The sequence below is a fragment of the Massilia sp. MP_M2 genome, from assembly GCF_039123635.1.
In the GTDB taxonomy this organism is placed as follows: Bacteria; Pseudomonadota; Gammaproteobacteria; order Burkholderiales; family Burkholderiaceae_D; genus Telluria.
Genome location: NZ_JBCHJF010000007.1, coordinates 222,578 through 249,049, shown reverse-complemented (window position 1 = coordinate 249,049; position 26,472 = coordinate 222,578). Strand labels below are relative to the sequence as shown.

Here is a 26,472-nt window from a genome sequence, read left to right as displayed (position 1 = left end):
CGATCGTGCGGGAACTGGTCGCGTACGCGATGGTGTCGGTTCGGCTAGAATGTTTGCCCAACAATGGGAGGAACGTTGTGCGCACGCCTTCTGGCTGCCCCGCCTCCCATGCCGCATCACCCAATAAGCGATAGGAAGACCATGAGCACCGACAGCACGCTGAACGAATCCCAGAACACCCAGTTGCGGATCGACGCGCTGGAATACCACCGCAGCCCGACCCGCGGCAAGATCGAAGTGATCGCCACCAAACCGCTGTCGAACCAGCGCGACCTGTCGCTGGCCTATTCGCCGGGCGTGGCGTTCGCCTGCGAAGAAATCGCCGCCGATCCGGCCACCGCGTTCGACTACACGTCGCGCGGCAACCTGGTGGCCGTGATCACCAACGGCACCGCGGTGCTGGGTCTGGGGAATATCGGTCCGCTGGCCGCCAAGCCAGTCATGGAAGGCAAGGGCTGCCTGTTCAAGAAATTTGCCGGTGTCGACGTGTTCGACCTGGAACTGGACGAACTCGATCCGGACAAGCTGATCGACGCCATCGCGATGCTCGAGCCGACCGTCGGCGGCATCAACCTCGAAGACATCAAGGCGCCGGAATGCTTCTACATCGAGAAGAAGCTGCGCGAGCGCATGAACATCCCGGTCTTCCACGACGACCAGCACGGCACAGCGATCATCTCGACCGCCGCGCTGCTCAATGCGATGAAAGTCGTCGGCAAGGACATCGGTCAGATCAAGCTGGTCGCCTCCGGCGCCGGCGCGGCGGCGATTGCCTGCCTGGACATGATGGTGCTGCTGGGCGTCAAGCAAGAGAACATCTACGTCGTCGACTCGCGCGGCGTGATCTGGCAGGGCCGTGACGCCAATATGGAAGAAAACAAGGCGCGCTATGCGCAGGCGACCGATGCGCGCGTGCTGGCCGATGTGATCAAGGGCGCCGACGTGTTCCTGGGCTGCTCGACCGCCGGCGTGCTGACGGGCGAGATGGTCAAGACGATGGCCGATCAGCCGGTCATCCTGGCGTTGGCCAACCCTGAACCGGAGATCCGTCCAGAAGTGGCCAAGGCCGCGCGCCCGGACGTCATCATCGCCACCGGCCGTTCGGACTACCCGAACCAGGTCAACAACGTGCTGTGCTTCCCGTACATCTTCCGTGGCGCGCTCGATTGCGGCGCGACGCGCATCACCGACGAAATGAAGCTCGCCTGCGTGACGGCCATCGCCGAACTGGCCGAAGCCGAGGCGAGCGACGTCGTGGCGCTGGCCTACGAAGGCCAGGACCTGACCTTCGGGCCCGAGTACATCATCCCGAAACCGTTCGATCCACGCCTGCTCGGCGCGATCGCGCCGCGCGTGGCCGAAGCGGCCGCCGCATCGGGCGTGGCGACGCGCCCGATCACCGACATGGATGCCTACCGCGACAAGCTGGGCCAGATGATCTATCACACGGGTTTCTTCATGAAGCCGGTGTTCCACAAAGCGCGCGCGCAAGTGCGCAAGGTGGCGTACGCCGAAGCGACCGAGCCACGCGTGCTGCGCGCCGTGCAGGCCGTGGTCGACGAGGGCATCGCCCATCCGGTGCTGATCGGCGACACGTCGGTCCTGCAGCGCGCCATCAAGGATGCGGGCCTGCGCCTGCGCGAAGGCGCCGACTACACCGTCATTGCCGCCGAAGCCGATACGACGCTGCAGGCCACGCGCCTGCTGGCCGCCGGCACCGTCGACGCGCTGATCTGCGGTATGACCGGCAGCTACGACACGCACCTGGAGCACGTGCGCAACGAGATCGGCGTGGCGCCGGGCGCCGAAGTGCTGGCCGCGATGAATGCGCTGGTGCTCGACAAATTCACGCTGTTCATCACCGACACGTACGTCAACGAGCAGCCAAGCGCCCAGGAACTGGCCGCCATCACGCGCCTTGCAGCCGAGACGCTGCAGCACTTCGGCCTCGAGCCAAAGGCCGCGCTGCTGTCGCATTCGTCGCAGGGTTCGTCCGAGCGGCCGTCGGCCAAGCGCATGCGCGAAGCGCGCGCGCTGCTGGCCGAGCAGTCGCCCGAGCTGGCGGTGGTCGGCGAGATCCACGGCGACGCCGCGCTGTCGGAAGAAATCCGTGACCTGTACAAGATCGACGCAGGTTATTCGGGCAGCGCGAACCTGCTGGTGATGCCGTCGCTGGACGCGGCCAACATTCTGTTCAACGTGCTCAAGGTCGCAGCAGGCAAGGGCGTGACCGTGGGCCCGATCCTGCTGGGCGCGGCCAAGCCGGTGCACATCCTGAGCCCGAGCGCTACGGTGCGCCGCATTGTCAACATGACGGCGCTGGCGGCGGCGGGCGTGAAGTAATACCACTGGCGGAGGCCGCCGGTCGTAGGGTGGACGGCTATGCCGTCCACGCGGTGATAGTGACTGGCGCCGGTTTCCCGTCGGATGATCTCGCCGTCAACCATCACCGCGTGGACGGGGGAACCCGTCCACCCTACGTTATCCACGCGGCGATCGTCACCCTTGCCATTGTCGTGCCGGATGATCGCACTGCATTACGTCCCGAACTGCTCCACTAAAAAATCAACAAACGCACGCGCCCGCGCCGATTGCCACCGCTTGTTCGGATAGACGACGAACAGGTCGGCCTCGGGCTGCACATACCCGGGCAGCACGATGCGCAGCCGGCCGCTGTCGACATACTTGGCCAGATCCCATTCCGAGCGCACCAGGATGCCGTGGCCATCGAGCGCCCAGCCCAGCACGATGTCGCCGTCGTTGCTCGACAACGCACCGTGGACCTTGACCGACACGGCGCGCCCTTCATGTTCCAGGCGCCAGACGCCATGCGCCTCGTCGTTTTGCCGGTGCACGATGCAGCGGTGGTTGGCCAGCTCCGCCAGGTTGGCCGGCGTGCCGTGCCGCTCGAGGTAGCGCCGCGACGCGCACAGCAGGCGCCGGTTCGACATGATGCGGCGCGCGACCAGGCGCTGGTCGGGCAGCTCGCCAAAGCGAATCGCCAGGTCGATGCCGCTGGCGACAAGGTCCACCGGCCGGTCGGTGACGTCGAGCTGCACCTCCACCTGGGGGTAGCGCTGCGCGAAGGTGGACACCAGCGGCGCGATTGCGGTGCGCCCGAAGCCGAGCGACGCATTCACCCGCAGCAGGCCGCGTGGCACGGCGCGCGTGCTCGATACCGCTTCCTCCATCTCGTGCAGGTCGGCCAGGATGCGGGTCGCGTAGTGCAGATAGGTTTCGCCCTCGGGCGTGAGGCTGCTGGTGCGCGTGGTGCGGTTCACGAGCCGCACGCCAAGGCGCTCTTCGAGCTGCGCCAGGCGCTTGGTCGCGGCCGGCGGGGTCAGGTCGAGCGCGCGCGCGGCGGCGCTCAGGCTGCCGTGGCGGGCCAGCAGCACAAAAAATTCGAGATGCGAGGCGAGGTCATTGTTCACTTTGGGTAAAGAATCCTGTGAAAGAAATTCAATCATAACCGCCTTCACAGCGAATAATCTGGTGTCTCGTTCAACCAGCACACGAGAGGCAGCGCCATGAGAATCGTCGACATCCGCGAGCAGACCGTTCCGATCAGCTCCCCGATCCGCAATGCCTACATTGATTTCAGCAAGATGACGCTGAGCGTGGTCGCCGTGGTGACCGACGTGATCCGCGATGGCAAGCCGGTCATCGGCTACGGCTTCAACTCCAACGGCCGCTATGGCCAGGGCACCTTGATGCGCGAACGCTTCATCCCGCGCATCCTCGAGGCAGATCCGGCCGCGCTGCAGGACGACACGGGCGCGAACCTCGACCCGCACAAGATCTGGCAGACGATGTTTACCAACGAAAAGCCGGGTGGGCATGGCGAGCGCTCGGTGGCCATCGGCACGATCGACATGGCCGTGTGGGATGCGACGGCCAAGATCGCGGGCGTGCCGCTGTTTCAGCTGCTGGCCGACCGCTATGGCGATGGCCAGCCCGAGCGGCGCGTGTTCGTGTATGCGGCCGGTGGTTACTATTATCCGGGGCAGGATCACGGCAAGCTGAAAGACGAGATGCGCAGCTATCTCGATCGCGGCTACACGGTGGTCAAGAAGAAGATCGGCGGCGACTCGCTCGACGAAGACCTGCGCCGCATCGATGCGATCCTGGGTGTGCTGGGCGACGGGCAGAAGCTGGCGGTCGATGCCAACGGCCGCTTCGACCTGGACACGGCGATCCGCTACGCCAAGGCGCTGTCACAGTACGACCTGTTCTGGTATGAAGAAGCGGGCGACCCGCTGGACTACGAGCTGCAGGCGACGTTACGCAACCACTACGCCAATCCAATGGCCACCGGCGAGAACCTGTTTTCGATGCAGGATGCGCGCAACCTGATCCGCCACGGCGGCATGCGCGCCGATCGCGACTGGCTGCAATTCGATTGCGCGCTCAGTTATGGCCTGGTGGAGTATCTGCGCACGCTCGAGATGCTGAAGGAGCACGGCTGGTCGGCCAAGCGCTGCATCCCGCATGGCGGGCACCAGATGTCACTGAATATCGCGGCCGGCCTGGGGCTGGGCGGGAACGAATCGTATCCCGACCTGTTCCAGCCGTACGGTGGCTTCCCGGATGGCGTGAAGGTCGAGAATGGCCATATCACGATGCCCGATCTGCCGGGGATCGGCTTTGAAGGCAAGGCCGATCTGATTGCGCAGATGCGGCGCTTGACCGAATGATCAGGCGCGGTCCTTGGCGTCGAATCTGACCGCTTGCGTCACGCCGCCCTTGCGGCGCACGACGACCGTGCCCGCCATCTTGTCGTGCCAGCCCTGCTTGCGCGCGTCGAAGCCGACCCAGAGAATGCCCAGGAACAGCGGGATCATCGAGACGTAGTAGCCCAGGTAGCGGATGATGAACTGGCGCGTGCTTGGCTTGCCGCCGGTACGCGCATCGACAATGATCGCGCCGACGGCCATCTTGCCCGGGGTGGCCGAGAGCTTGATCCATAGCGCGAGTACGAAGGCGGCCGGCAGGAGCCAGTTGATGATGAAGTCGGCCGGGCCCATGATCATCTCTGTGCTGTCCCAATACGCGGCGCCGTAGATCGCGTAGAGCAGTGGCAGCGCGACGATCATCACCAGGATGCTGTCGATGAGCGCCGCGCCGGTGCGCGCCCAGAAGCCAACGTATTCCAGTTCGGTCGATTCGTGCGGCTGCATGGTGGCCCCGGTTGGTTGTGCTGTAAGGACCCACACAATAGCACTGGCCAACCGCGGCGTGGCTTAAGTCGCGAGGTAGCGCGTGACGGCCTGGCCCACTTCAGTGGTGTTGGCGGTGCCACCCATGTCGGGCGTGCGCGGGCCCTCGACCAGGCAGCGCTCGATCGCGCCCAGCATGGCGTCATGCGCGGCCGTGTAGTTGGCGTCGCCCTGGCCCAGGAACTCGAGCATCATCGCGCCCGACCAGATCATCGCGATCGGGTTGGCGATGTTCTTGCCGTAGATGTCCGGGGCCGAACCGTGCACCGGTTCGAACAGCGACGGGAAGGTGCGGTCCGGGTTCAGGTTGGCCGACGGCGCGATGCCGATCGTGCCGGTGCAGGCCGGGCCAAGGTCCGACAGGATGTCACCGAACAGGTTCGACGCCACGACGACGTCGAAGCGTTCGGGCGAGATCACGAAGCGCGCGCACAGGATGTCGATGTGGTACTTGTCCCATTTGACGTCGGCGTATTGTTCGCCCATCGCGGCCACGCGCTCGTCCCAGTAGGGCATCGAGATGGAGATGCCATTCGATTTGGTGGCAGCGGTCAGGTGCTTCTTGGGGCGGCTCTGGGCCAGGTAGAACGCGTATTTGAGAATGCGATCGGTGCCGTGGCGCGTGAAGACCGATTCCTGCAGCACGAACTCGCGCTCGGTGCCTTCGAACATCTTGCCGCCGACCGACGAGTATTCGCCCTCGGTGTTTTCGCGCACCACGTAGAAGTCGATGTCGCCCGGCTTCTTGTTGGCGAGCGGGCAGGGCACGCCCGGCATCAGGCGCACCGGGCGCAGGTTGACGTACTGGTCGAACTCGCGCCGGAACTTGAGCAGGGAGCCCCACAGCGAGATATGGTCGGGGACGATGTCGGGCATACCGACGGCGCCGAAGAAAATGGCCTCGAAGCCCGAGAGCTGCGCGCGCCAGTCGTCCGGCATCATCTTGCCATGCTTGACGTAGTAGTCGCAGTCGGCCCATTCGAACGTGGTGAATTCGAGGTCGATGCCGAAGCGTTTGGCGGTGGCGTCCAGCGCGCGCAGGCCTTCGGGCATGACTTCCTTGCCGATGCCGTCGCCGGCAATCACGGCGATCTTGTGGGTTTTCATGGGTGTCTCCTCTGAGCTGAACTGAATGCTGCAAGAATAATGCAAAACGGTGTGTTTATAATGCTGCTTCTTGTGGTGTTAAGGAACACGCAGCGTGAATAATCTGCCGGAGAATACCGACTTGCGCGTGTTCGTGACCGTGGCGCGTCAAGGGTCGTTTGCGGGTGCGGCGCAGGTGCTTGGCATGTCGGCGGCGTATGTCAGCAAGCGGATCGGGGTGCTCGAGGCCGCGCTGGGCGTGCGGCTGTTCCAGCGCACGACGCGGCGCATCGTCATCACCGAGGATGGCGCGCAGGCGTTTGTACGCGCGCAGGCCATTCTCGATAGCCTGGATGATCTGATCGAAGAGTCAGCCGAGCGGCGTCGGGCGCCCAGCGGCCAGCTGCGTGTCTGCAGCAGCTTCGGGTTCGGCCGCAATGTCGTCGCACCGGCGATTGCCCGGCTGGCGCGCGCTTATCCGGCGCTGCAGATCCGCTTCGAGGTGTTCGACCGGCTGGTCGATCCGGTGGCCGAAGGGTTCGATCTCGATGTGCGGATCGGTGACGAGATCGCGCCCCAGTTGATCGCGCGGCGGCTGATGGTCAATCAGCGCATCCTGTGCGCCGCGCCCGCGTATCTGGCGCAGCACGGGATCCCGCGCACGCTGCAGGATCTGGCGGCGCACCAGTGCCTGGTGATCAAGGAACGCGATCATCCGTTCGGCGTGTGGCGGCTGCGCGCGAAAGGCTTTGAGGAGACGGTGAAGGTGTCGGGCGCGCTGTCGACCAACCATGGCGAAATCGCGCTGCGCTGGGCGCTGGACGGCGCCGGGGTCGTGCTGCGTTCGCGCTGGCATGCGCAGCCGTTGCTGGCATCCGGGCAGCTGGTGCAAATCCTGCCCGAGTATGCTCAAGAGGCCAATGTGTGGGCCGTGTATCCACAGCGCCTGGGGAATTCGGCGAAGGTGCGGGTGTGCGTTGAATTCCTCGAGCGTGAGCTGGCGGCGGGCGAAGCACCGGATGCGGGACTGTAGCGCGCCGTGGGCGCGCAATTGGCGCAATTGGTGCGATTCGTGCACCGTCGCGGTGCAGCGCACAACCGGTTCGCCCATTCGCGACAGACTGCATTCGCGCGGCTCGACACTGCGCCGCAACATGGGCGATAATGGCGGGCTTTAGCGCACCGTAACTTGCTTGTTTGCGTCTTTTGACCAGACCTGCGCCGCCTGCAGCTTCCCCCAACATCCGATCATTCGAAGACCATGAACTCCTGCCATACGCTCGCCGATTCCATGTGCGCGGCCACCCGCCACTTGCCCGCTCGCGCGGTGACACCGCGCGCACCGACGTGCGCAGCGCGGCATGCGCCTGCTTGCGTGATGGTGCGCGCGTGAGTCAGTCGGTCATGTACCCAGGCTCCCCAAGCAAGCCATCGCGCCCCATCATCGAGGTCAAGCCGCATTCGACGCTCGACGACGTCTACGGCATCCTCGTCGGCGTGCTGTTCGTCGTGATCGGCATCGTGCTGCTGCATGCGGCGGGGCTGCTGACCGGCGGTGTCGCCGGCATCGCGTTGTTGACGTCGTACTCGACCGGCTTGTCGGTCGGTACGCTGTTCATGATGATCAACGTGCCGTTCTTCCTGTTCGGCTACTTCTTCATGGGCGCGCGCTTCACGATCAAGTCGCTCGCCGGCAGCGCAATGATCATGGGCCTGCTCAAGATCATGCCGTTCGTGCTGGTGATCGACCGGGTCCACCCGGCCGTGGCAGCCCTGGGCGGCGGCACCTTCTGCGGCATGGGCATCCTGGCGCTCGCGCGCCACGGCGCCGGCGTCGGCGGTACGGGCATCGTCACGCTGTGGCTGCAAAAGCAATACAACATCAACGCCGGCCGCACCCAGATCATGATCGACAGCGTGATTCTTGCGCTGGCACTGTTGCTGGTTGCCCCGCACCTGGTCGCCTGGTCCGCCCTGAGCGCCGTCGCCATGAGCGGCATGGTCATGGCCTGGCACCGCGCCGGCCGCTACTTCGGCAGCTAACCCCCCACAATTAGGGTCAGAGTAGAATTGCTGGGTAATAGCCTTTAGTAAATGCTGATATTCGCGCTCGTGTGGATGAGCTCGTAAAAAATTGCATAAAAATTAGGGTCAGAGTCGAATTGTTTTTCAATTGATTTATAAAAATTGACAAACAATTCGACTCTGACCCTCATTATTTTGTGCCATTGTTAGCGCTATCTGTCTATTGGCAAATTCTCCCAAGTAATCAATACCGTGAGGGCATTTGCAGGCTTCTGCAAATCCGCTTGGAGAATTAGGGTCAGAGTCGAATTAATGGGCAATTACCCAAAGTTGTCAAACAAATCGACTCCGACCCTAATCTCAGCAGTTGATCTTGCAAATCAATTGGGGTCAGAGTCGAATTAATAAGCAATTGATTTTCTGAAGTTGTCAAACAAATCGACTCTGACCCTGATTTTGATTGGGCTTATTGGGGTGGGGTGGTTTTTTCGGGGGTGGGGAGCATATTGCTGCCGACCATGTCGAAAATGCTCAGTTGGCCGCCCAGGCGGATGAAGAGTTCCTGGTAGAGGGCGCCGGTGTTCATATTGCCCCATTCGACGGCGCGCTGGACGAGGTATGGCGTGGGGCTGTGCGGTTCGACGTGGGCGAGGTAGGCTGCGGCGGCGGCCAGGCAGGCGTAGGCGTCGGCGCGGTCGCGGAACTGGGGCGCTTCGGTGCCGTTTGTGGGGGCTTGCGCTGGTGGCGGTTCGACCGGCGTATCCGCGGGCGGCGGGATTCGTGCTTGTTGTTCGGCGCGCAGGCGCGTGAGGATCGCGTGTATCTGCTCTGCCAACGCACCCAGGCGCAGGGTGCTCGCGCCTGGGTGCTCGTCGAAGATGCGGTGTATCAGGTCGATCGTCTCGTGCGCGTCTTCCAGTGCCGTGATGCGCTCGTTCAGCATGGCTGTGGGCATCGCCATCAGTGTGGGGTCAGCGTGATCCTGGCCGGCATGGTCCTGCGCGCTGTGCTCCAGGTCGGCCCAGGTATGGGAACGGCCATCTTCCGTCGTCAACAGCGGTGCCTGGCGCAGCGTCGGGGCCAGCTTCTGGTCCAGCCAGCGCAGGATGTTTGCGCGCTCTTCGGTGTCGTCGTTTTCAAGCTGTGGATGCAGGGCAGTCCAGTAACGCTCGCACAGCGTGTGCGCCAGCAGCAGGCAGGGTGCCAGCGCGGCCAGGCCATGTTCGTGGACCTGCGATTCACACAGCCATGCCGCAAGTTGCAGGTCCTTTCCCTGGCTGCGCAAGGCGCCGGCGGCCAGGTTGCTGACGTGCGGCCAGTCCGAGCGCTTCGGTTGCCGCTGCCAGACGCCGCGCGGCTGGACGTCTTCATCGCCCTGGCGCGCTTCGATGATGGCGCGGTAGACGCTCGTTGCGCGTGCTGGCAAGCCCGCCGGGTTGGCCGGATCCACCGGCGCTGCCAGCGCCTCGAACGTGACGCCGAGGTGGCGCAGGAAGTGGTCGTCGGCGCGCCTTGTCAGGTCGCCGTTTGGTGGAACTGGTTCAGGCATGAGGCTCTCCCGGTGAGGCAGTCCGACGGATGGGACGCCAATAAAGGCCACACTGTAGCGTAAATGCGGCCGCCAGGTCAGGCGCCACAGGGCGAAGCCGAAACCGAAGCCTAAACTGATGCCGCCGACGTCATGTCACCGATGCGCAGCGTGGCACGCAGGCCGGGTTGGTTGTCGGCCAGTGTCAGCGTACCGCCATGCAGCCGCGCCACCGCCGATACCACGCTCAGGCCAAGCCCCACCCCCGGTGTGCCGCGGCTGGCATCCACCCGGTAGAAGCGCTCGATGACGCGCGTGCGTTCGTGCACGGGGATGCCGGGACCATTGTCGGCCACGACGATCTGCACGGTGTCGGGATCGACGCGGCGCGCGGAGATCGCGATCGCGCCGCGCACCGGGGCATACTTGAGCGCATTGTCAACCATATTGCCCAGCGCCTGCGCCAGCAGCACAGGGTCGCCCACCACATGCAGGTCGTCCGGGGCGTCAAATCCCAGCGCGATGTCCTTCAATTCGGCGACCGGCGCGTAGAACTCGGTCACCTCGGCGCCCAGCGCCGCCAGGTCGACGTCGACGAAACCGCCACGCCGGCTGCCACTGTCGATTTCGGCCAGCCGCAGCAAGGCATTGAAGATGCCCATCACGCGATCGACGTCATCGATCGCAGCGTCGATCTCGACGAAGGTCTCGTCCGGCGCTGGCCGTGCCACCGACAGTTCTTCGAGCCGCGCGCGCAATTCGGACAGCGGCGTGCGCAGGTCGTGCGCGATCGCATTCGACACATCCTGCACGCCAGTCACCAGATGCTCGATCTGGTCGAGCATGCGATTCACGGTGCGCGTGAGCTGCTGCAGCTCGTCGCCATCGCCCGGTTCGACCAGGCGGTGCGACAGCTTGCCTTCGATGATCGAGGCAGTGGTGTCGCTGATGCCCTGCATGCGGCGCAGCAGCGCGCGGCGGATCATGAGCCCACCCAGTGCGGCGCTGAGCAGCACCGTGATCGCGCACGCAAGCAAGCCATATGTGAACAGGCGTTCGAGCTTCTGGAAGCGATTCAGGTTGCTGGCCACGAGCAGCCGGTAGCCATCTTCCAGCGACACCCGCACCAGCTCCACATTGCGCGGCACATCGTCGACCACGATCGTCACACGGCACAGGCCATCGCGGTTTGGCACGCCCTCGGGCCAGGCCTGCAGGTTACCCGCCAGCTTGGCGCCGTCGGGCGCGACGAACAGCATGATCTTGCGGACGCCGTCGTTGACGCCGTGGACCTGGCTGTCGATCGCGGCGGCCAGTGCGGGCGGGCCCTGGCGGATGAACAGATTGCTCAGGTGCTGCGCGTCGGATTTGAGCAGCTGGCTGCGCACCTCGCCGATATTGGTATGCCACGCGTACCACAGCGGCCCGGCGAACATCGCCAGGACCAGCAGCGTCACCATGCCATACCCGATGGCGATCGTGCGGGCGGAAAAGCTGGGGAGCCTGAGCATCGTGTGCGCTTCGCTCAAGGCTGGTCGGTCAGCATGTAGCCGGCATTGCGCACCGTGCGCAGCAGGGCCGTGGGAAAGCCGGCATCGATCTTCTGGCGCAGCTTGCTGATATGGACATCGATGACATTGGTCTGCGGGTCGAAGTGGTAATCCCACACGTTCTCGAGCAGCATCGTGCGCGTGACGACCTGGTTCGCATGGCGCAGCAGATAGGCCAGCAGCTTGAATTCGCGCGGCTGCAACGTCAGCGGCTTGCCGGCACGGGTGACGCGGTGCGCCAGCATGTCGACACTCAGGTCGCCCAGCGTCATGACGGTTTCCACGGCCTGGCTTTGCGAACGGCGCAGCAGCGCGTCCAGGCGCGCGAGCAGTTCGCCGAACGCGAACGGCTTGGTCAGATAGTCGTCGCCGCCGGCGCGCAGGCCCCGGATGCGGTCGTCCACGCCATCGAGGGCGCTCAGGATCAGGATCGGCACCCGGTTGCCTTGCTGGCGCAACGTTTCGATAAGCGCCAGGCCGTCGATCCCGCCAGGCAGCATGCGGTCCATGACGATCGCGTCATAGGGTTCCGTGACGGCGTAGACCATGCCGTCGCGGCCATTGTCGGCATGATCGACCGTGTGCCCGGCTTCGCTCAGGCCTTTGTTGACGAAGCGCGCGACGCGCTCATTGTCTTCGATAAGAAGCAGTTTCACGGCGACCTCAATGCGCTTGCGGCTGCGAAGGCGCGGTCGGCGCCTGACCATCGTCCGGCGTGTCATCGGCATGAGGCGGCGTTTTCGAGCGCGACGCGATGATCACATAGAACAGCGGAATCAGGAACGGTGCCAGGAACGTCGCCGTCAGCATGCCGCCGATGACGCCGATGCCCAGTGCATTCTGGCTGCCCGAACCGGCGCCGCTCGACAATGCCAGCGGCAGCACGCCCAGGATGAACGCCATCGACGTCATGATGATCGGGCGCAGCCGCACCTTGGACGATTCCAGCGCCGCTTCGACGATTCCCATCCCCTGCATCTGCAGTTCGCGCGCGAATTCGACGATCAGGATCGCGTTCTTGGCCGACAGGCCAATGGTGGTCAAGAGGCCCACCTGGAAGAACACGTCGTTCTCCATGCCGAAGGCCGTAGCCGCGCTCAGGGCCCCGAGGATACCGACCGGCACCACCATGATGACCGAGATCGGGATCGCCCAGCTTTCATACAGCGCGGCCAGGCACAGGAACACGACCAGGATCGACAGCGCGTACAGCAGCGGCGCCTGCGAGCCGGCCTGCGATTCCTGCAGCGAGATGCCGCTCCATTCGAAGCCGATGCCGTCCGGGAGTTCGCCCACCAGGCGCTCCATGATCGCCATCGCCTCGCCACTACTGAAGCCAGGCGCCGGCTGGCCCAGGATCTCGGCCGACTCGATGCCGTTGTAGCGCGCCATCGCCGGCGAACCCCAGGCCCAGCGCGCGCTGGCGAAGCTCGAAAACGGCACCATCTCGCCGGCGCCGTTGCGCGCGTAGAGCAGCTTGATGTCGTCCGGGTTCATGCGGAACTGGGCATCGGCCTGCACGTACACGCGCTTGATGCGGTTGTCCGTGTCGAGGAAGTTGTTGATGTAGCGCGAGCCCCAGGCCGTCGAGAAGGTCTGATCGACTTCGGTCAGGTTAACGCCCAGCGCGGCCGCCTTTTCGCGGTCGATGTCGATCTTGTAGGTGGCGTTATCGGCCTGGCCCGTGAAGCGCACGCGCTGCAGGTTGGGCTCCTTGCGCGCCAGTTCGAGCAGCTGGTCGCGCGCCTTGGCGAGTGCGTCGTGCCCCAGGCCGCCGCGGTCCTGCAACTGCAGCGAGAACCCATTGGCCGACCCCAGGCCGCGGATCGATGGCGGCTCGACCGTGTTGATGGTCGCGCCCTGGTAGTTGGCATAGCGCGCCGTGATGCGGTTGGCCAGCGCGGACACGCCCAGCGCCTCGTCCTTGCGCTCGTCCCAGGTTTTCAGGCGCACAAACAGGCGGCCCTGGTTCTGGCCGCGCTGTGGCTGGCTTGCGCCATTGGTCATGAAGGTGGCTTCGACCACCTTTGACTCTTCTTTCAGAAGGTACTGGCTGATTTCTTCCAGCACGCGCCCCGTCGTTTCCTGCGTGCTGCCGGCCGGCGTCTGCACCTGGACGAACATATAGCCCTGGTCTTCCTTCGGCAGGAAGCCCCCCGGCAGACGCAGGAAGAGGGCGATGACGGCGCCAACCAGCAGCAGGTAGACCACCATCCAAAGCGCGCGCCGGCCAAGGATGCGCGTCACGCCGCCCAGATAGCGGTCGCGCGTTGCATCGAACGAGCGATTGAACCAGCCAAAGAAACCCTTCTTTTCATGGTGCTCCGGGTCGACCGGCTTGAGCATCGTCGCGCACAGCGCCGGCGTGAGCGTCAGCGCGATGAACGCCGACAGCAGCATCGAGGACACGACCGTCAGCGAGAATTCGCGGTAGATGGCGCCAACCGTGCCGCTCGAAAAGGCCACCGGCACGAACACGGCCGACAGCACGAGGGCCACGCCGATCAGCGCGCTGGTGATCTGGCCCATGGCCTTGATCGTCGCTTCTTTCGGCGGCAAGCCGTCTTCGTGCATCACGCGTTCGACGTTTTCCACCACCACGATCGCATCGTCGACCAAGAGGCCAATGGACAGCACGAGGCCGAACATCGACAAGGTATTGATGGTAAAGCCCAGCGCCGACATGATGCCGAAGGTCCCCAGCAGCACCACCGGCACAGTGATCGACGGGATCAGGGTGGCGCGGAAGTTTTGCAGGAACAGGTACATCACCAGGAACACCAGCACAATGCCTTCGATCAGCGTGTGGGTCACGCCCTCGATCGACGTCTCGATGAATGGTGTGACGTCATTCGGATACACGGTGCGGAGGCCCGGCGGGAAGAATTCGCCCAGCTCCGTCAAGCGTGCACGCACGGCGGCCGCAGTATCGAGCGCGTTGGCGTTCGGCGCGAGCTGGATGCCCAGGCCCGAAGCCGACTTGCCGTTGTAGCGCACGTCGACGTTGTAGTTTTCGGGACCCAGCGCGACGCGGGCGACGTCGCCGATGCGCACCGACGAGCCGTCCGGCTGGACCTTGACCAGGATGCGCTTGAATTCCTCGGGCGTGCGCAGCATGGTCGCCTGGTTGATGGTGGCGCTCAGGGTCTGGCCCTCGACCGCCGGCGTGCCGCCCAGCTGGCCGCCCGCGATCTGCACGTTCTGTGCACGGATCGCGTCGGTGACGTCGAGCGGCGTCAGTGCATAACTCGTCAGCTTGACCGGGTCGAGCCAGATGCGCATCGCGTACTGGGTGCCGAACAGGTTCATGCTGCCCACGCCCGGCATGCGCGAGAGCGGATCCTGGATGTTCGAGGCGACGTAGTTGGCGATGTCGAACTTGGTCATGCTGTCGTCGTCCGAAACGAACGCCGCCACCATCAGGAAGTCGGACGTCGACTTGGTCACGCGCAGGCCCGATTGCTGGACCTCGCTCGGCAGGCGCGGGACCGCCGCCTGCAGCTTGTTCTGCACCTGGACCTGGGCGATGTCGGGATCAGTGCCGGCGGCGAACGTCAGCGACGTCGTCGACTGGCCCGTGTCGTCGCTGGTGGACTGCATGTACAGCAGGTTGTCGATCGCCGTCAGCTGCTGCTCGATCACCTGGATGACGGTGTTCTGCATGGTCTCGGCCGACGCGCCGGGGAAGCTCGCCTGAATCTGCACTGATGGCGGCGAGACTGGCGGATACTGCTCGATTGGCATCTTGAGCAGCGCGATGCCGCCCATCAGCATGATCAGCAGCGAAATGACGATCGCAAAGATCGGACGGTTGATGAAATACTTTGGCATCTTGGATTATTCCTGGCGCGCGGCGGTGGCTGCAGCAGGCGCCGCTGCCGCTGCTGGTGCAGGTGCAGGTGCGGGTGCCGCCGCAGCTGCCGGTGCAGCGGCGACCTTGACCACGGTGCCCGGCCGCAGCTTCTGCACGCCACTGACGATCACGCGTTCGCCGGCCTTCAGGCCGTCGTCGACGAGCCAGAAACCATCGACCAGCGTACCAGTGCGCACGGTGCGTAGCGCAGCCTTGTTGTCCTGGCCCACGATCATGACGGTGGCCGTGCCCTGCGGCGTGCGCGTCACGGCGGTCGCGGGCACGCGCATGACCCCCTGCCGCACGCCCTGGCTGACGTTCGCGCGCACGAACATGCCGGGCAACAGCAGCTTGTCGGGATTCGGGAAGCGCGCGCGCAGCGTGACCGAGCCGGTGGCCTGGTCGACCGTCACGCCCGAAAACGCAAGCGTGCCGCTGCTGCTGTAGGTGCTGCCGTCTTCCAGTTGCAGACTGACCTTGGCGGCATCAATGCCTTCCATGCGCACGCGGCCAGCGGCGATCTCGCGCCGCAGCGCCAGGCCCTCGCTGCTCGACTGTTGCAGGTCGACGTACATCGGATCGATTAGCTGGATCGTCGTCATCAAGGTGGCGGCGCTGCCTTGCACATACGCGCCCTGGGTCACGGCCGACACGCTGCTGCGGCCCGCGATCGGCGCGGTCACGGTGGTGTAGCCAAGATTGATGCGGGCCACGTCCAGTGCGGCCTTGGCCGCAGCGACGTCGGCCGCCGCTTCCAGTTGCGCCGCCTCGGCGGTTTCGAATTCCTGCTTGCTGACGGCATTTTCCTTCACCAGCACCCGGTTGCGATTCAGCTGTGACACATTGCTGGCCAGCGTCGCCTGCGCCCGTTGCAGCTCGGCTTCGGCGCTTTTGACGGCGGCGCGGTAGGGCGCCGGATCGATCAGGTACAGCGGCTCGCCCTTGCGCACGTCGGCACCTTCGGTGAAGCGGCGTTCCTGCACGATGCCATCAACCCGGGCCCGGACCTCGGCCAGCAGGTACGGCGCCGTACGGCCGGGCAGGGCGATGTTCAGCGCCACGTTCGTGGTCGCCATTGTTAATACGGCCACTTCGGGCACTGCTGGCGCGGCAGGCTTGGGGTCGTTGCCGCAGGCGGCGAGCAGCGCGGCGGCCGTTATGGCGGTCGCCAGCGCACGGCGGCGCGGAAGGGTCATCGAGGGCATGGGTGTCGGATCCGTTGCAAGGTGGAGAGCGTATTGTTCCCTACCTTCGACTATGCACGGCGCAGGCTTAAGTACGGGTGGATAATTCGTTAAATATCGTTAATGTTGGCGCAGGCAACGGTAAGTCGCAGGCAACGGTAAGTCGCAGGCAACATTAAGGCGCACATCGGTCTGGTCGCCCACCACCAGACTACGGGGGTATCAGATGGCCGCTTCGCTCCCGGTATCGGCGCGCGCTGGCAGCCACAGCGCGACTTCGGTGCCGTCGCCCGGCGACGACACGATCTCGATCACGCCGCCATGCGCCGTGACGATTTCGCGCACGATGGTCATGCCCAGGCCGTTCCCGGGCACATCGGGCAGGGCGTTGGCGCGCCAGAAGGCGTCATAGATTTGCTTGCGCTGCTCCGGCGTCATGCCCACGCCCTGGTCGCGCACCCGCACCGCGGCGCCCGTCTGGCCGGCGCGTTCCTGCTGCGCGATGTGCACGTCGACGACGCTGTCCGGCGCCGAGTAGGCCAGTGCATTGCTGACGATATTGGTCAGCGCCTGCTGTACGCGCGCTGCATCGGCCGTCACGGGCGGCAAGCCGGGCGCCACTTCCAGCGCGATCCGTGCGGCGTGTGCCTCGTCGGCCAGCGCGCCCTTGATCCTGGCCATCAGGTCGGCCAGGTCCAGCAAGGTTGGCCGCAGCTGGGCCGCGCCGCCCGCATCGATGCGGGCCAGGTCAAGCATCTGGTTCACCAGGCCGATCAGGCGCGTGGCCTGGCGGTGAATGATGTCGATCAGCTCGCGCCCGGTCGCAGCGTCAAATTCACGCTTGAGCAGCAATTCGGAAAACCCGAGAATGCTCGCCATCGGCGTGCGCAGTTCGTGGCTGGCGGTGCGAAAATAATCGTGGCGCCGCTGGTTCGCGCTGCGTACCCGTTCGCGCTCGGCGCGCAGGCTGTCCACGTCGCGCACTGTCGCCACCAGGTGCGCATGGCCGTCCAGTGGCATTTCGGCGATCGATATCTCGGCGGCGAAGGGGCTGCCATCGGCGCGGTGGGCAGTTCCCTCGTGGCGCGAAACCACCTGCGGCGCCATGCCGATCAGGGTGGTCGACGCATGGCCCACCAGTGCGGGGCCGGGCACCCCGAACAGTTTCTCGGCCGCCGGATTGCACGACAGGACCCGGCCCCCGGCGTCCAGCAGCAGCACGGCGTCGGGCAGGTGTTCCAGCAGCGCGCGCAGTGCACGCGCGCCGTCGCGCTCACGCTCGCAGGCGGCGCGCAGTTCGATGGTGGCGATTTCGCCGGCCACCATGCCGGCCAGGTCGCGCAGCATCGCCCGGTCGGCGTCGGAAAATTCGCGTGGCACGCTGTCGATGATGCACAGCGTGCCGATCCGCACGCCGTCGCCGACGTCGATTGGCGAGCCGGCATAGAAACGCGCCGCCGTCTCGCCGCGCACCAGCGGATTGTCGGCGAAGCGCGCATCCGCGCGGGCGTCGCGCACGACCATCACGTCGTCCTGCAGGATGGCGTGGGCGCAGAACGACGCCGAGCGCGGCGTCTCGGTCAGCGCCAGGCCGACGCGCGACTTGAACCACTGGCGGTCGGTGTCGATCAGGCTCACCAGCGCGATCGGTACCTTGAACAGGTGCGTCGCCATGCGCGTGATGCGGTCGAGTGCGGCTTGCGGCGGCGTGTCGAGCAGGTTCAGCTCGAGCAGCACCTCATGGCGCCGGGCTTCGTCCGGCGGCAGGGAGGCGGAAATCGGGCGGTGCGCGGTCGGCGTCTCGTTGATCATGGGTGTGCAGGATTGGTCTCAGTGAGCCGGGAGAGCGCCGCTGTGACTGCGGCGCGCAGCGCCGCGAGCGGGGCGAGCTTGGTCAGGTAGGGTACGTCGTCGGGCAGGTCGAGCGCAAGCACGGCCGGCTTGTCCGTGCCGCTGATGACGAGCATCGGCATCGACGCGGTGGCCGGGTTGCCGCGCAGGCCGCGAATCATCCCGAAACCGTCCATGCCCGGCATGCGCCGTTCTCCACCCACATCTGCAGCGTACGGTGCAAGAGGCCGATCCGTGCGGCCGCTTGCCGGGTGGTGCAGAAGGCCGACCGGGCGCAGGCGGGTTCGTTATTTCCTTGATTGTCGGCAATTTCCATATTTGCTGAGTTTAGCGTTTCAAATCGGACTGTCAAGGCAAACCGCGCGCTCTTGGCATGACTGACGGCCGCGTGCGACACCGCCGTCATGCCCGTGCGGATGTCGCCCCGTCATCAGCCCTGGCCACCGGCAGATACAGCGTGACTTCGGTGCCGACGCCAGCCTTGGATTCGAGTGCGATACGCCCGCCATGCAGATCGACGATCTCCTTCAGGATTGTCAGCCCCAGGCCGCTGCCCGGCGCCGCCGAATCACTGTGGACGCGATAAAAGGCGTCGAAAACCTGTGCCTGCTGCTGGGGCGTCATCCCGATGCCGCTGTCGCGCACGCGGATCGCCACCATCGGCCGCTCACCCCAGTGTTCGGGCGCGGCGCTCAGTGAAATCGGCGTGCCGGGTGCGGAGTACTTGATGCTGTTGCTGACGATATTGGTCAGCGCCTGCTGCATCTTTTGCGCATCGGCCGCCAGCGGCGGCAGGCCGGGCATGATGTCGGTGCTGACACGGTGCGCCTGGCCGAGGCCTTCGAGGCACGCCAGGGTCCGGGTCACCAGATCGGCCACCGGGACGGCGTCGATCCGCAGCTCATCGATCCCGCCCGCTTCGATCCGCGCCAGGTCGAGCAGCTGGTTCACGAGGCTGACCAGGCGGGCGGATTCGCGGTGGATGATCTCGACCAGTTCGCGGCTGACGGCCGGGTCGAATTCGCGTTTGAGCAGCAATTCCGAAAAGCCCAGCACGCTCGACATCGGCGTGCGCAGCTCGTGGGTAGCGGTGGCGAAGTGGCGCCGGCGCCGTTCGTCGGTCGCGCGGTTGCGCTCTTCGGCTGCGCGCCGGTGCGAAATGTCGCGCACCGTCACGGCGAACTTCGGCCGCGCCGCCCACGTCATGCGGCAGTACGAAAACTCGATCGGGAAGCGGCTGCCATCCAGGCGCCGCGCCAGCGCTTCGTAGCGCGCGCCTTCGCGCAACTGGCCCGTGCGGCGCCGGCGCAACAGGTCTTCGTCCATCAATTCGCGCAGTGGCCGGCCAACCAGCATCGGACCGGTCGCGCCGAACAGTGTTTCGGCCGCCGGGTTGGCGGCCACGATATTGCCTTGCGCGTTGAGCATCATGATGCCGTCGGGCAGATGGGCCACCAGCGCCTTTTCCCAGCCTTCCGGAGCGGGGCGACCTGCAGGCCGCGCACGTAATTCGTCGCCGGCGATGGCGGCCAGGTCGCGCAGCGTGGCCATCTGGTCGTCATCGAAATGGCGTACCTGGGTGTCGATGACGCACAGCGCGCCGACCCGGCTGCCGTCCGGCGCGGCCAGTGGCATACCGGCATAGAAGCGCACATCCGGCGCACCGGTGACGAACGGGTTGTGGGCAAAGCGCGGATCGAGGCGCGCATCGCCGATCACCAGGCCGTCCTCATGCTCGATCGTGTGGGTGCAGAACGAGGTCACGCGCGTGGTTTCTTGCAGATCGATGCCCACGCGCGACTTGAACCATTGGCGGTCGGTATCGACCAGGGCGATCAATGAAATGGGTACGCCGAGCAGGCGACAGGCCAAACGCGTGATGCGGTCGAACCGTTCTTCGGGCGGGGTGTCGAGAAGGGCCAGTTCGTGCAACGCGCTGACACGTGCCTGGTCGGACTGGGGGATGCATTGCGGGGCAGGCGAGGTCGGCGCAACAAGGGGGTGTCGGTCCGTCTCGGAATGCATGGTGTGATCCTGTCAGTCGGACGCAGCCGCCGCGTCGATGTTGCTGAAAATGTGTTCGATCCGGGCACGTAGTTCAGCGAAGCGCACCGGTTTGGCAAATACCGGGATGTCATCGGGCAGACCCATCGACCGGATGGTTGCAGGATCGAGTCCACTGATAACGATGATTGCCATGTTGCCATAGCGCGGGTCGGCTCGCAGTGTACGCACCATGCGGAAACCATCCATGCCGGGCATGTTCAGGTCGCTGATCAAGAGGTCGGGCCGCTGTTCGCCGATCCGGATCAGCGCGTCGAAACCGTCGCGTGCCTTGATCAGATGGGCGCCGAGCCCCCAGCCGGAAAGTTCCAGTTCGTACAGGCGCAGCAGCGTCGCGTCATCGTCGGCCATCACGATGCGTCGGCCGGCCGGGGCCGCCCTGGCAATGGGCGATGGTGCAGGTTGACCGCCATTGATCGCGTGATTGCGCTGGGCGACCAGACGGTTCACCGAGGTCAGCAGAATCCGGCGGTGGCCTCCGGCGGTTTTCCAGGCTTGCAGCACGCCGCTTTCGACCCAGAGTTGCACGGTCCGGTGCGACACGCCAAGCAGGCTCGCGGCCTCCTTGGTCGAGCAGACTTCTGCGGAAGCGGGGTCGGTCGGCGCCAGCGCTGGGCTGCTCTTCGATATCATGTAATAGAGTTGTGCAGTTGGTTAAAAGCCTCCCGACCAGGGGGCTGATCATCCGCCCCGACCCGCGTTCTCGTCGTGAGAGCGCATCGGGAAAAGCGGGATGGAGCCACCTGGATGCGTAGCCAATACGCATAGGTAAGTCAGCAATCTATCAAAATATCACAAGTTACGATAGTGAAACGCGATAAGTAGTTTATTTATTGTAACTTGTGGTGGTGGTCGATAGTGCGTTATTGCATTTTTACCGTCACCCCCGGGCCCAGTGTCCCGGTGATCTCCCACTCGACCTTGCCGTTAACACCCACAGCGGGTTTGACGGCCACCATGCACGCCATGCTGGCTGTCAGCGTAGGTCGTGTAGCCCAGCCCCCAGCGCTAAAAACGGGATTACTCGGACGGAAGCGGCTCGACCGTTCGTCGGCCGTTGCGCGTGACTTCGCGACAGCCTGAGGACGGGCGGCCAAGGCGTTCGTGCCGGCGATGACCAGGGTCCAGAACGCCAGGGCCATCAGGATGCGCTCGGGCATTGAATTTACCGACCTACTCAAAGAAATTTATTGTTTTGAACGATTTGCCTGTTTCAAGGGAACATCGTTGAAGGGATTGAACGCCGTAGAACCGGATGGAACGCCAGTAGAGATAGGGAGACTACAGGTTGTTGTTAATGGGCAACGAAAAAGGGCAGTGTTCAAATACTCTGAATTTGCTGGATTCACTGTTTGCATGAAATGGCGCATTATTCAGTCATGCACCCATTGCGTCGTGGGGGTCCGCGATGCCCAATCCACCTACCTCAATGTGAATATATGGAAACGACCTATCTGGAATCGCCGGACGCACTGCATGATCTGCGTGCGATCTACTCGGCGCTCGACGGCGCCCAGGCCATCGTCGAGTTCGATTTGAACGGCAATATCCTGCGTGCCAATGACAACTTCCTGCGCGTGACGGGTTACAGCGAGGCCGAGCTGGTGGGGCGTCATCACTCGATGTTCTGCGAGCGCGAGTTGATCGATTCACCGGCGTATGCCCGTTTCTGGCAAGACCTGGGCCTCGGCAAGCCCGACCGCGCCGAGTACAAGCGCCTGGCCAAGGGCGGGCGCGAATTCTGGATCAACGCATCCTACAATCCGGTCAACGACGCCTCGGGGCGTGTGTCCAAGATCATCAAGTTCGCCACTGACATCACCGGCGAGAAAATCCGCGCCGCCGAGACCACCGGCCTGGTGTCGGCGATTGGCCGCGCCCAGGCCGTGGTCGAGTTCGACATGAGCGGCATCGTGATCGACGCCAACGCCAATTTCCTCGACCTGTTCGACTACGCGCTGGAAGACGTGCGTGGCGAACACCACCGCGTGTTCTGCGACGACGAATATGCCTTGAGCGCGGCCTATCGCCGCTTCTGGGGGAAGCTCAACCGCGGCGAATTCGACGCCGGCCGCTACAAGCGCCACGGCAACAACAACAAGACCGTCTGGATTCAGGCAACCTACAACCCGATCTTCGACGCCAACGGCAAGCCGGTCAAAGTCGTCAAGTTCGCCACCGACATCACCGCCCAGGTGATGCTCGAGGAAGCTGCCGTCCAGAGGGCCGAGAACGAGCGCCGCAAGGTGGGTCTGCTGCTCGAGCAGGTAGCGCGCGCCTCGGGCGGCGACCTGACCGGCACGATCGATACCAGTGGCACCGAGCCGCTCGACGAACTGGGCCGCGGCGTAATGAAGATGATCGGCGATTTGCGCAGCGTGATCGGCGACGCCGTCTCGGCCGCTGGCAAGCTCAATGCCTCGTCGCGCACGATCGCCGACCGCTCCAACACGGTGGCTGCCAGTGCCCAGGCGCTGGGCGCGACGGTCGAACAGATGAACGCCTCGGTCGATGGCCTGACCGCGTCGATCAACACGATCGCGCGCAGCACGCAGGAAGCCAACGGCCTGGCGCAGTCGACCCGCGACGAAGCCGAGATCGGCGCCAAGGCGATCGCGCGCTCGATTGAAGCGATGGCGATGATCAACCAGTCCTCCGAAGACATCGCCGAAATCGTCAAGGTCATCGGCGAGATCGCCGGCCAGACCAATATGCTTGCCTTCAACGCAGCCATCGAAGCAGCGCGCGCCGGAGAACACGGCCTGGGCTTCTCGGTCGTGGCCGACGAAGTGCGCAAACTGGCCGAGCGCTCGTCACAGGCGACCAAGGAAATCTCGAAGCTGATCAACGAGTCGGTGCGTCGCGTGGCGCAGGGCAGCGAAATTTCGCGTCAGGCCAGCGAAGCGTTCGATCGCATCACCAGCGGTGTCGGCAAGACTTCGCTGGCGATCGCCGAGATCTCCGACAGCGCCAGCGAGCAGTCGCTCACGGCCAAGGAAGTCTCGGCCGCGATCCTCTACATCGCCCAGGAAACCGAGCGCTCGGCAGGTTCGTGCGACAGCATTGCCCGTTCAACCGAGGGCCTGAACGAGCACGCCAGCCACCTGAACAACACCGTCGCTCGCTTCGTGGTCTGACGCCAGGGGAACCGCCATGGAACTGCGCGACGACCACATGACTGCGCTGATCGCCCTGGTGCGCCAGCACACGGGCATCGCCATGAACCAGCACAAGCGCGTGCTGTTGCAGGGCCGCCTGCTCCCGCGCCTGCGCGCGCTGGGCATCGCGTCGTGGGCCGGTTACATCGAGCGCCTGGCCAGCGACCGTGACGAAGTCACGTCGTTCATTGACTCGGTGACCACCAACGACACGGTGTTTTTTCGCACGCCGGCTGTGTGGGCCTGGTTGTCGCAGACGTTCCTGCCGGCCTTCGCGGCGCAGGGGCGCGCTGCGCCGCTACGCATCTGGTCGGCTGCTGCCGCCACCGGCGAAGAAGCCTATTCGCTGGCCATGAGCTGCCTCGAGTACCGGACGCAGGCCCCTGGCCTGCGCTTCGAGATCCTCGGCACCGACATCTCGCATGCGGCGCTGGCCACGGCGCGCGCCGGCGCCTACCGCGGCCGCAGCGTGGCGCGTTTCGAGGCCGATCGCCCGGCCCTGTTCCACAAGTACCTTGCGTCGCGCGGCGATGGCGTGCAGGTCGTCCCTGAGGTCGCGCAGCACGTGCGCTTCGAGCAGCACAACCTGCTGGGCCGCCCGCCACGGGCCGCTGCCTTCGACCTCGTCATGCTGCGCAATGTGCTGATCTATTTCGACGGCGAGCACCAGCAGCAGGTGCTTGCCGGCGCCCGCGCCGCGATGCGGCCCGACGCCCGCCTGGTCCTGGGTGAACAGGAATCCATCACCCGCCTGCAGACCGCGTTCACGTTCGAGCAAACCCATGTTTATCGTATTGGCGGAGAACCATCATGAGTATGCAAAGCCTGAGCCACATGTCGTACGTGTTGTCCGGCCAGATGCAGATCGGCCAGGGCGAACAGATCCTGACCGCGCTGCTCGGCTCCTGCGTCGGGATCGGGATGATCTGGCGTAAGCAGGGCCGCTGCGGCCTGGCGCACTGCTTCCTGCCCGAGGGCGTCGAGGCCGGCGAGGCATCGGCGCGCTACGTGAGCGCGGCCGTGCCGCGCCTGCTGGCGCTGATGGGCGTGCGGCGCGAGCAGTACGCCGAGGTCGATGTCGTCATCGCCGGCGGCGCCCGCATGCTGAACCTGCGTGCACTGGATGGCACGGTCGGCAGGCGCAATGTCGACGCGGCCCGCTCGCAACTGTCGCTGCGCGGTCTGCAGGTGAGGTTCCAGGACGTGGGTGGCTCGCAGGGCCGGCGTCTGTCGATCGATTGCGATCAACAGACGTTCAGCGTGGTGCGCATCGCGCGCGAAGCGCAGGCGGTGGCAGCATGAACCTGGATACTTCATTGATGACGGGAACGATGAACGACGTACACGCGGCCGTGACGGCCATCGAACGACAAACGGCGGCTGCCGCGCGCGTGCTGCGCGATGCCGCCGGCATGGAAGTGATCGGCACGTTCTTCCTGGCCGGCCAGGAGTTTGCGCTGCCGGCATCGAACGTGCGCGAGGTGGTGGGCATGCCGGCGCGGATCACGCCGATCCCGCTGTCGCCACGCTGCCTGGAGGGCATCTTCACGCTGCGCGGCGCGGCGATCCCGCTACTGAACCTGGCCCGCATCTTCGACCCGGCCGCACCTGGTGTGACGGGCGAGCAGCGCGTAGCGATCATCGACGTGGACGACATCCAGGTCGGTCTCGTGTTCGACGCCACTGGCGAAGTGCTGCGCGTGCGGCCCGAGCAGCGCGCTGGTCTGCACTGGCAGGACGGCGCGTCGCACGGCGTCATCGCCGGCACGATCACGCTGGCCGATGGCGCGCGCGTGGTGCAGTTGCTCGACGCCGATGCGCTGGTGCGGATCGATAATGTGCCCCAGGTGCGCGCCCATGCCAGCGTGGCGCGCGACGCCTGGCGCATGCGCTTCCTGCGCCAGGCGCAGGGCCGCAAGTGCATCTCGTTTACCGTCGGCGGCCTGCGCTTTGCACTGGCGATGGAAGCGATCCAGGAAATCATGCGCGTGCCGGAACTGCTGCCGTCGGTGATGGTGGGCCGCCTGTGCAAGGGCTGGCTGAACCTGCGCGGCGTGCCGGTCGGCGTGGTCGACTTCGGCGCTCTGCTCGGCTGCGGCCCCTCGCAGTCCGATCCTTCTGATGCTCGCGTGTTAGTGGTGCGCATCGGCGACGAGCAACTGGGACTGCTGGTCGATGCGGCCGACGATATCCGCCCGTACTTCGACACCGACATTCTGCCCATACCGCTGCTGGGCACTGCGCGCGGCGCCATGTACCGCGGCTGTCTGCCCAACGCCGAACTGGGCGACAGCCTGTTCCTGGACCATGACCATCTCTTCTCGGAGTCCGAAGTGAGCGACATCTGCGCCGGCCATCGCCGCCTGTATGCACAAGAAGCCAGCACCGCCTGCGCTGCCCGCAAGATCACCGGCGCGCGCCACGTGTACCTGGCGTTTTCGCTCGATACCGGCTGGGCGGCCGACATCAGCCAGGTGCGCGAGATCGTGGACTTCGACGGCGCCGTCACGCGCCCACCAGGGATGCCGGCCTGCGTGTACGGCATGATGCAGGTACGCCAGCAGATGGTGTGCGTGATCGACCTGCGCCTGTTATATGGCATGACGCCTTTGGCCACAGCGCCGGCAACCGATGCGGCGCGCCGCATCCTGGTGCTCGAGCACGACGGCGAGCGTTTCGGCCTGATCGTCGACCGCGTCGACACCATCCTGTCGCTACCGGACAGCCAGCGCCGCCCGTCGCCGCAACTGCTGCGCGCGAACGGCCCGCAAGACATGCGCCAGGACAGCGCCGAAGTGCTCGAAGTGCCCGGCATCGACGGCCACGACGACGTGCTGACGCTGTTCGACAAGGAGAAGTTCATCGTCACCTTGCGCCAGCAACTGGGCGTGCTGCATTGAGCTGTCATCGCTCCAACCGCATGGCGTGGACGGCGACGTCGGGCGCGCGGTGAGCAT

Annotated in this window: 21 protein-coding genes; 8 read left to right on the top strand and 13 right to left on the bottom strand. The window is 65.1% G+C overall.

What is annotated here, in order from left to right:
* The first annotated feature begins 141 nt into the window (after positions 1 to 141).
* On the top strand, positions 142 to 2,343 hold the full coding sequence (locus tag RCH14_RS16445; RefSeq protein ID WP_343027175.1) for an NADP-dependent malic enzyme: 2,202 nt from the start codon (positions 142 to 144) through the stop codon (positions 2,341 to 2,343).
* A gap of 194 nt (positions 2,344 to 2,537) precedes the next feature.
* On the opposite strand, the gene RCH14_RS16440 is transcribed toward RCH14_RS16445, so the two are convergent.
* Positions 2,538 to 3,431 carry a LysR substrate-binding domain-containing protein gene (locus tag RCH14_RS16440; protein WP_343027174.1) on the bottom strand — a complete coding sequence of 298 codons (894 nt, stop codon included), beginning with the start codon at positions 3,429 to 3,431 and terminating at the stop codon, positions 2,538 to 2,540.
* Between the two features lie 96 nt (positions 3,432 to 3,527).
* Here RCH14_RS16440 and RCH14_RS16435 point away from each other — a divergent pair, with 96 nt between their 5' ends.
* A complete protein-coding gene (locus RCH14_RS16435) occupies positions 3,528 to 4,694 on the top strand; it encodes a mandelate racemase/muconate lactonizing enzyme family protein (RefSeq protein ID WP_343027173.1) in 1,167 nt (388 codons plus the stop codon).
* Here the strand turns inward: RCH14_RS16435 and RCH14_RS16430 are convergent, their stop codons facing one another.
* Both RCH14_RS16430 and RCH14_RS16425 read right to left on the bottom strand, forming a co-directional pair.
* A complete protein-coding gene (locus RCH14_RS16430) occupies positions 4,695 to 5,177 on the bottom strand; it encodes an RDD family protein (protein ID WP_343027172.1) in 483 nt (160 codons plus the stop codon).
* Between the two features lie 63 nt (positions 5,178 to 5,240).
* Positions 5,241 to 6,323, bottom strand: a complete 1,083-nt coding sequence (locus tag RCH14_RS16425) for a tartrate dehydrogenase (protein WP_343027171.1) — start codon at positions 6,321 to 6,323, stop codon at positions 5,241 to 5,243.
* 94 nt (positions 6,324 to 6,417) lie between these two features.
* On the opposite strand from RCH14_RS16425, the gene RCH14_RS16420 reads away from it, so the two are divergent.
* Together RCH14_RS16420 and RCH14_RS16415 are read left to right on the top strand one after the other, a co-directional pair.
* The gene (locus tag RCH14_RS16420) at positions 6,418 to 7,335 is read left to right on the top strand and encodes a LysR substrate-binding domain-containing protein (protein WP_343027170.1); all 918 of its coding nucleotides are present in this window, start codon (positions 6,418 to 6,420) and stop codon (positions 7,333 to 7,335) included.
* A gap of 371 nt (positions 7,336 to 7,706) precedes the next feature.
* Positions 7,707 to 8,345, top strand: a complete 639-nt coding sequence (locus tag RCH14_RS16415) for a YitT family protein (protein ID WP_343027169.1) — start codon at positions 7,707 to 7,709, stop codon at positions 8,343 to 8,345.
* A gap of 448 nt (positions 8,346 to 8,793) precedes the next feature.
* Here the strand turns inward: RCH14_RS16415 and tssA are convergent, their stop codons facing one another.
* From tssA to RCH14_RS16365, 10 genes are all read right to left on the bottom strand, one after another.
* Positions 8,794 to 9,876, bottom strand: coding sequence for a type VI secretion system protein TssA (tssA, locus tag RCH14_RS16410; protein ID WP_343027168.1), 1,083 nt, complete (start codon positions 9,874 to 9,876; stop codon positions 8,794 to 8,796).
* Positions 9,877 to 9,986: 110 nt separating this feature from the next.
* Positions 9,987 to 11,384, bottom strand: a complete 1,398-nt coding sequence (locus RCH14_RS16405) for an ATP-binding protein (protein WP_343027167.1) — start codon at positions 11,382 to 11,384, stop codon at positions 9,987 to 9,989.
* The gene (locus RCH14_RS16400) at positions 11,381 to 12,061 is read right to left on the bottom strand and encodes a response regulator transcription factor (RefSeq protein ID WP_343027166.1); all 681 of its coding nucleotides are present in this window, start codon (positions 12,059 to 12,061) and stop codon (positions 11,381 to 11,383) included. The genes RCH14_RS16405 and RCH14_RS16400 overlap by 4 nt, the downstream gene beginning before the upstream one ends.
* A 7-nt stretch (positions 12,062 to 12,068) precedes the next feature.
* Positions 12,069 to 15,236: an efflux RND transporter permease subunit gene (locus RCH14_RS16395; RefSeq protein WP_343027165.1), complete on the bottom strand. Its 3,168-nt coding sequence runs from the start codon at positions 15,234 to 15,236 to the stop codon at positions 12,069 to 12,071.
* 6 nt (positions 15,237 to 15,242) lie between these two features.
* Entirely contained in the window at positions 15,243 to 16,463 is a 1,221-nt protein-coding gene (locus RCH14_RS16390) for an efflux RND transporter periplasmic adaptor subunit (RefSeq protein ID WP_343027164.1), read from the bottom strand.
* Positions 16,464 to 16,664: 201 nt separating this feature from the next.
* Positions 16,665 to 18,254, bottom strand: a complete 1,590-nt coding sequence (locus RCH14_RS16385) for an ATP-binding protein (protein ID WP_343027163.1) — start codon at positions 18,252 to 18,254, stop codon at positions 16,665 to 16,667.
* Complete coding sequence (locus RCH14_RS16380) at positions 18,251 to 18,478, bottom strand: hypothetical protein (protein ID WP_343027162.1); 228 nt, start codon at positions 18,476 to 18,478, stop codon at positions 18,251 to 18,253. Before RCH14_RS16380 ends, RCH14_RS16385 begins: the two co-directional genes overlap by 4 nt.
* Positions 18,479 to 18,695: 217 nt before the next feature.
* Positions 18,696 to 20,318, bottom strand: coding sequence for an ATP-binding protein (locus RCH14_RS16375; protein WP_343027161.1), 1,623 nt, complete (start codon positions 20,316 to 20,318; stop codon positions 18,696 to 18,698).
* A 12-nt stretch (positions 20,319 to 20,330) separates the two neighbouring features.
* On the bottom strand, positions 20,331 to 20,990 hold the full coding sequence (locus tag RCH14_RS16370; RefSeq protein WP_343027160.1) for a response regulator: 660 nt from the start codon (positions 20,988 to 20,990) through the stop codon (positions 20,331 to 20,333).
* 230 nt (positions 20,991 to 21,220) lie between these two features.
* On the bottom strand, positions 21,221 to 21,517 hold the full coding sequence (locus tag RCH14_RS16365; protein WP_343027159.1) for a hypothetical protein: 297 nt from the start codon (positions 21,515 to 21,517) through the stop codon (positions 21,221 to 21,223).
* A 279-nt stretch (positions 21,518 to 21,796) separates the two neighbouring features.
* Here RCH14_RS16365 and RCH14_RS16360 point away from each other — a divergent pair, with 279 nt between their 5' ends.
* Genes RCH14_RS16360 through RCH14_RS16345 form a run of 4 tightly spaced genes read left to right on the top strand, consistent with a single transcriptional unit; the run spans position 21,797 to position 26,415 of the window.
* Positions 21,797 to 23,494 (top strand): PAS domain-containing methyl-accepting chemotaxis protein, encoded by a 1,698-nt coding sequence (locus RCH14_RS16360; RefSeq protein ID WP_343027158.1) that lies wholly within the window; start codon positions 21,797 to 21,799, stop codon positions 23,492 to 23,494.
* A 16-nt stretch (positions 23,495 to 23,510) separates the two neighbouring features.
* A complete protein-coding gene (locus tag RCH14_RS16355) occupies positions 23,511 to 24,329 on the top strand; it encodes a protein-glutamate O-methyltransferase CheR (protein WP_343027157.1) in 819 nt (272 codons plus the stop codon).
* A complete protein-coding gene (locus tag RCH14_RS16350) occupies positions 24,326 to 24,817 on the top strand; it encodes a chemotaxis protein CheD (RefSeq protein WP_343027156.1) in 492 nt (163 codons plus the stop codon). Before RCH14_RS16355 ends, RCH14_RS16350 begins: the two co-directional genes overlap by 4 nt.
* Before the next feature lie 29 nt (positions 24,818 to 24,846).
* Complete coding sequence (locus RCH14_RS16345; RefSeq protein WP_343027155.1) at positions 24,847 to 26,415, top strand: chemotaxis protein CheW; 1,569 nt, start codon at positions 24,847 to 24,849, stop codon at positions 26,413 to 26,415.
* The last annotated feature ends 57 nt before the right edge of the window (positions 26,416 to 26,472 follow it).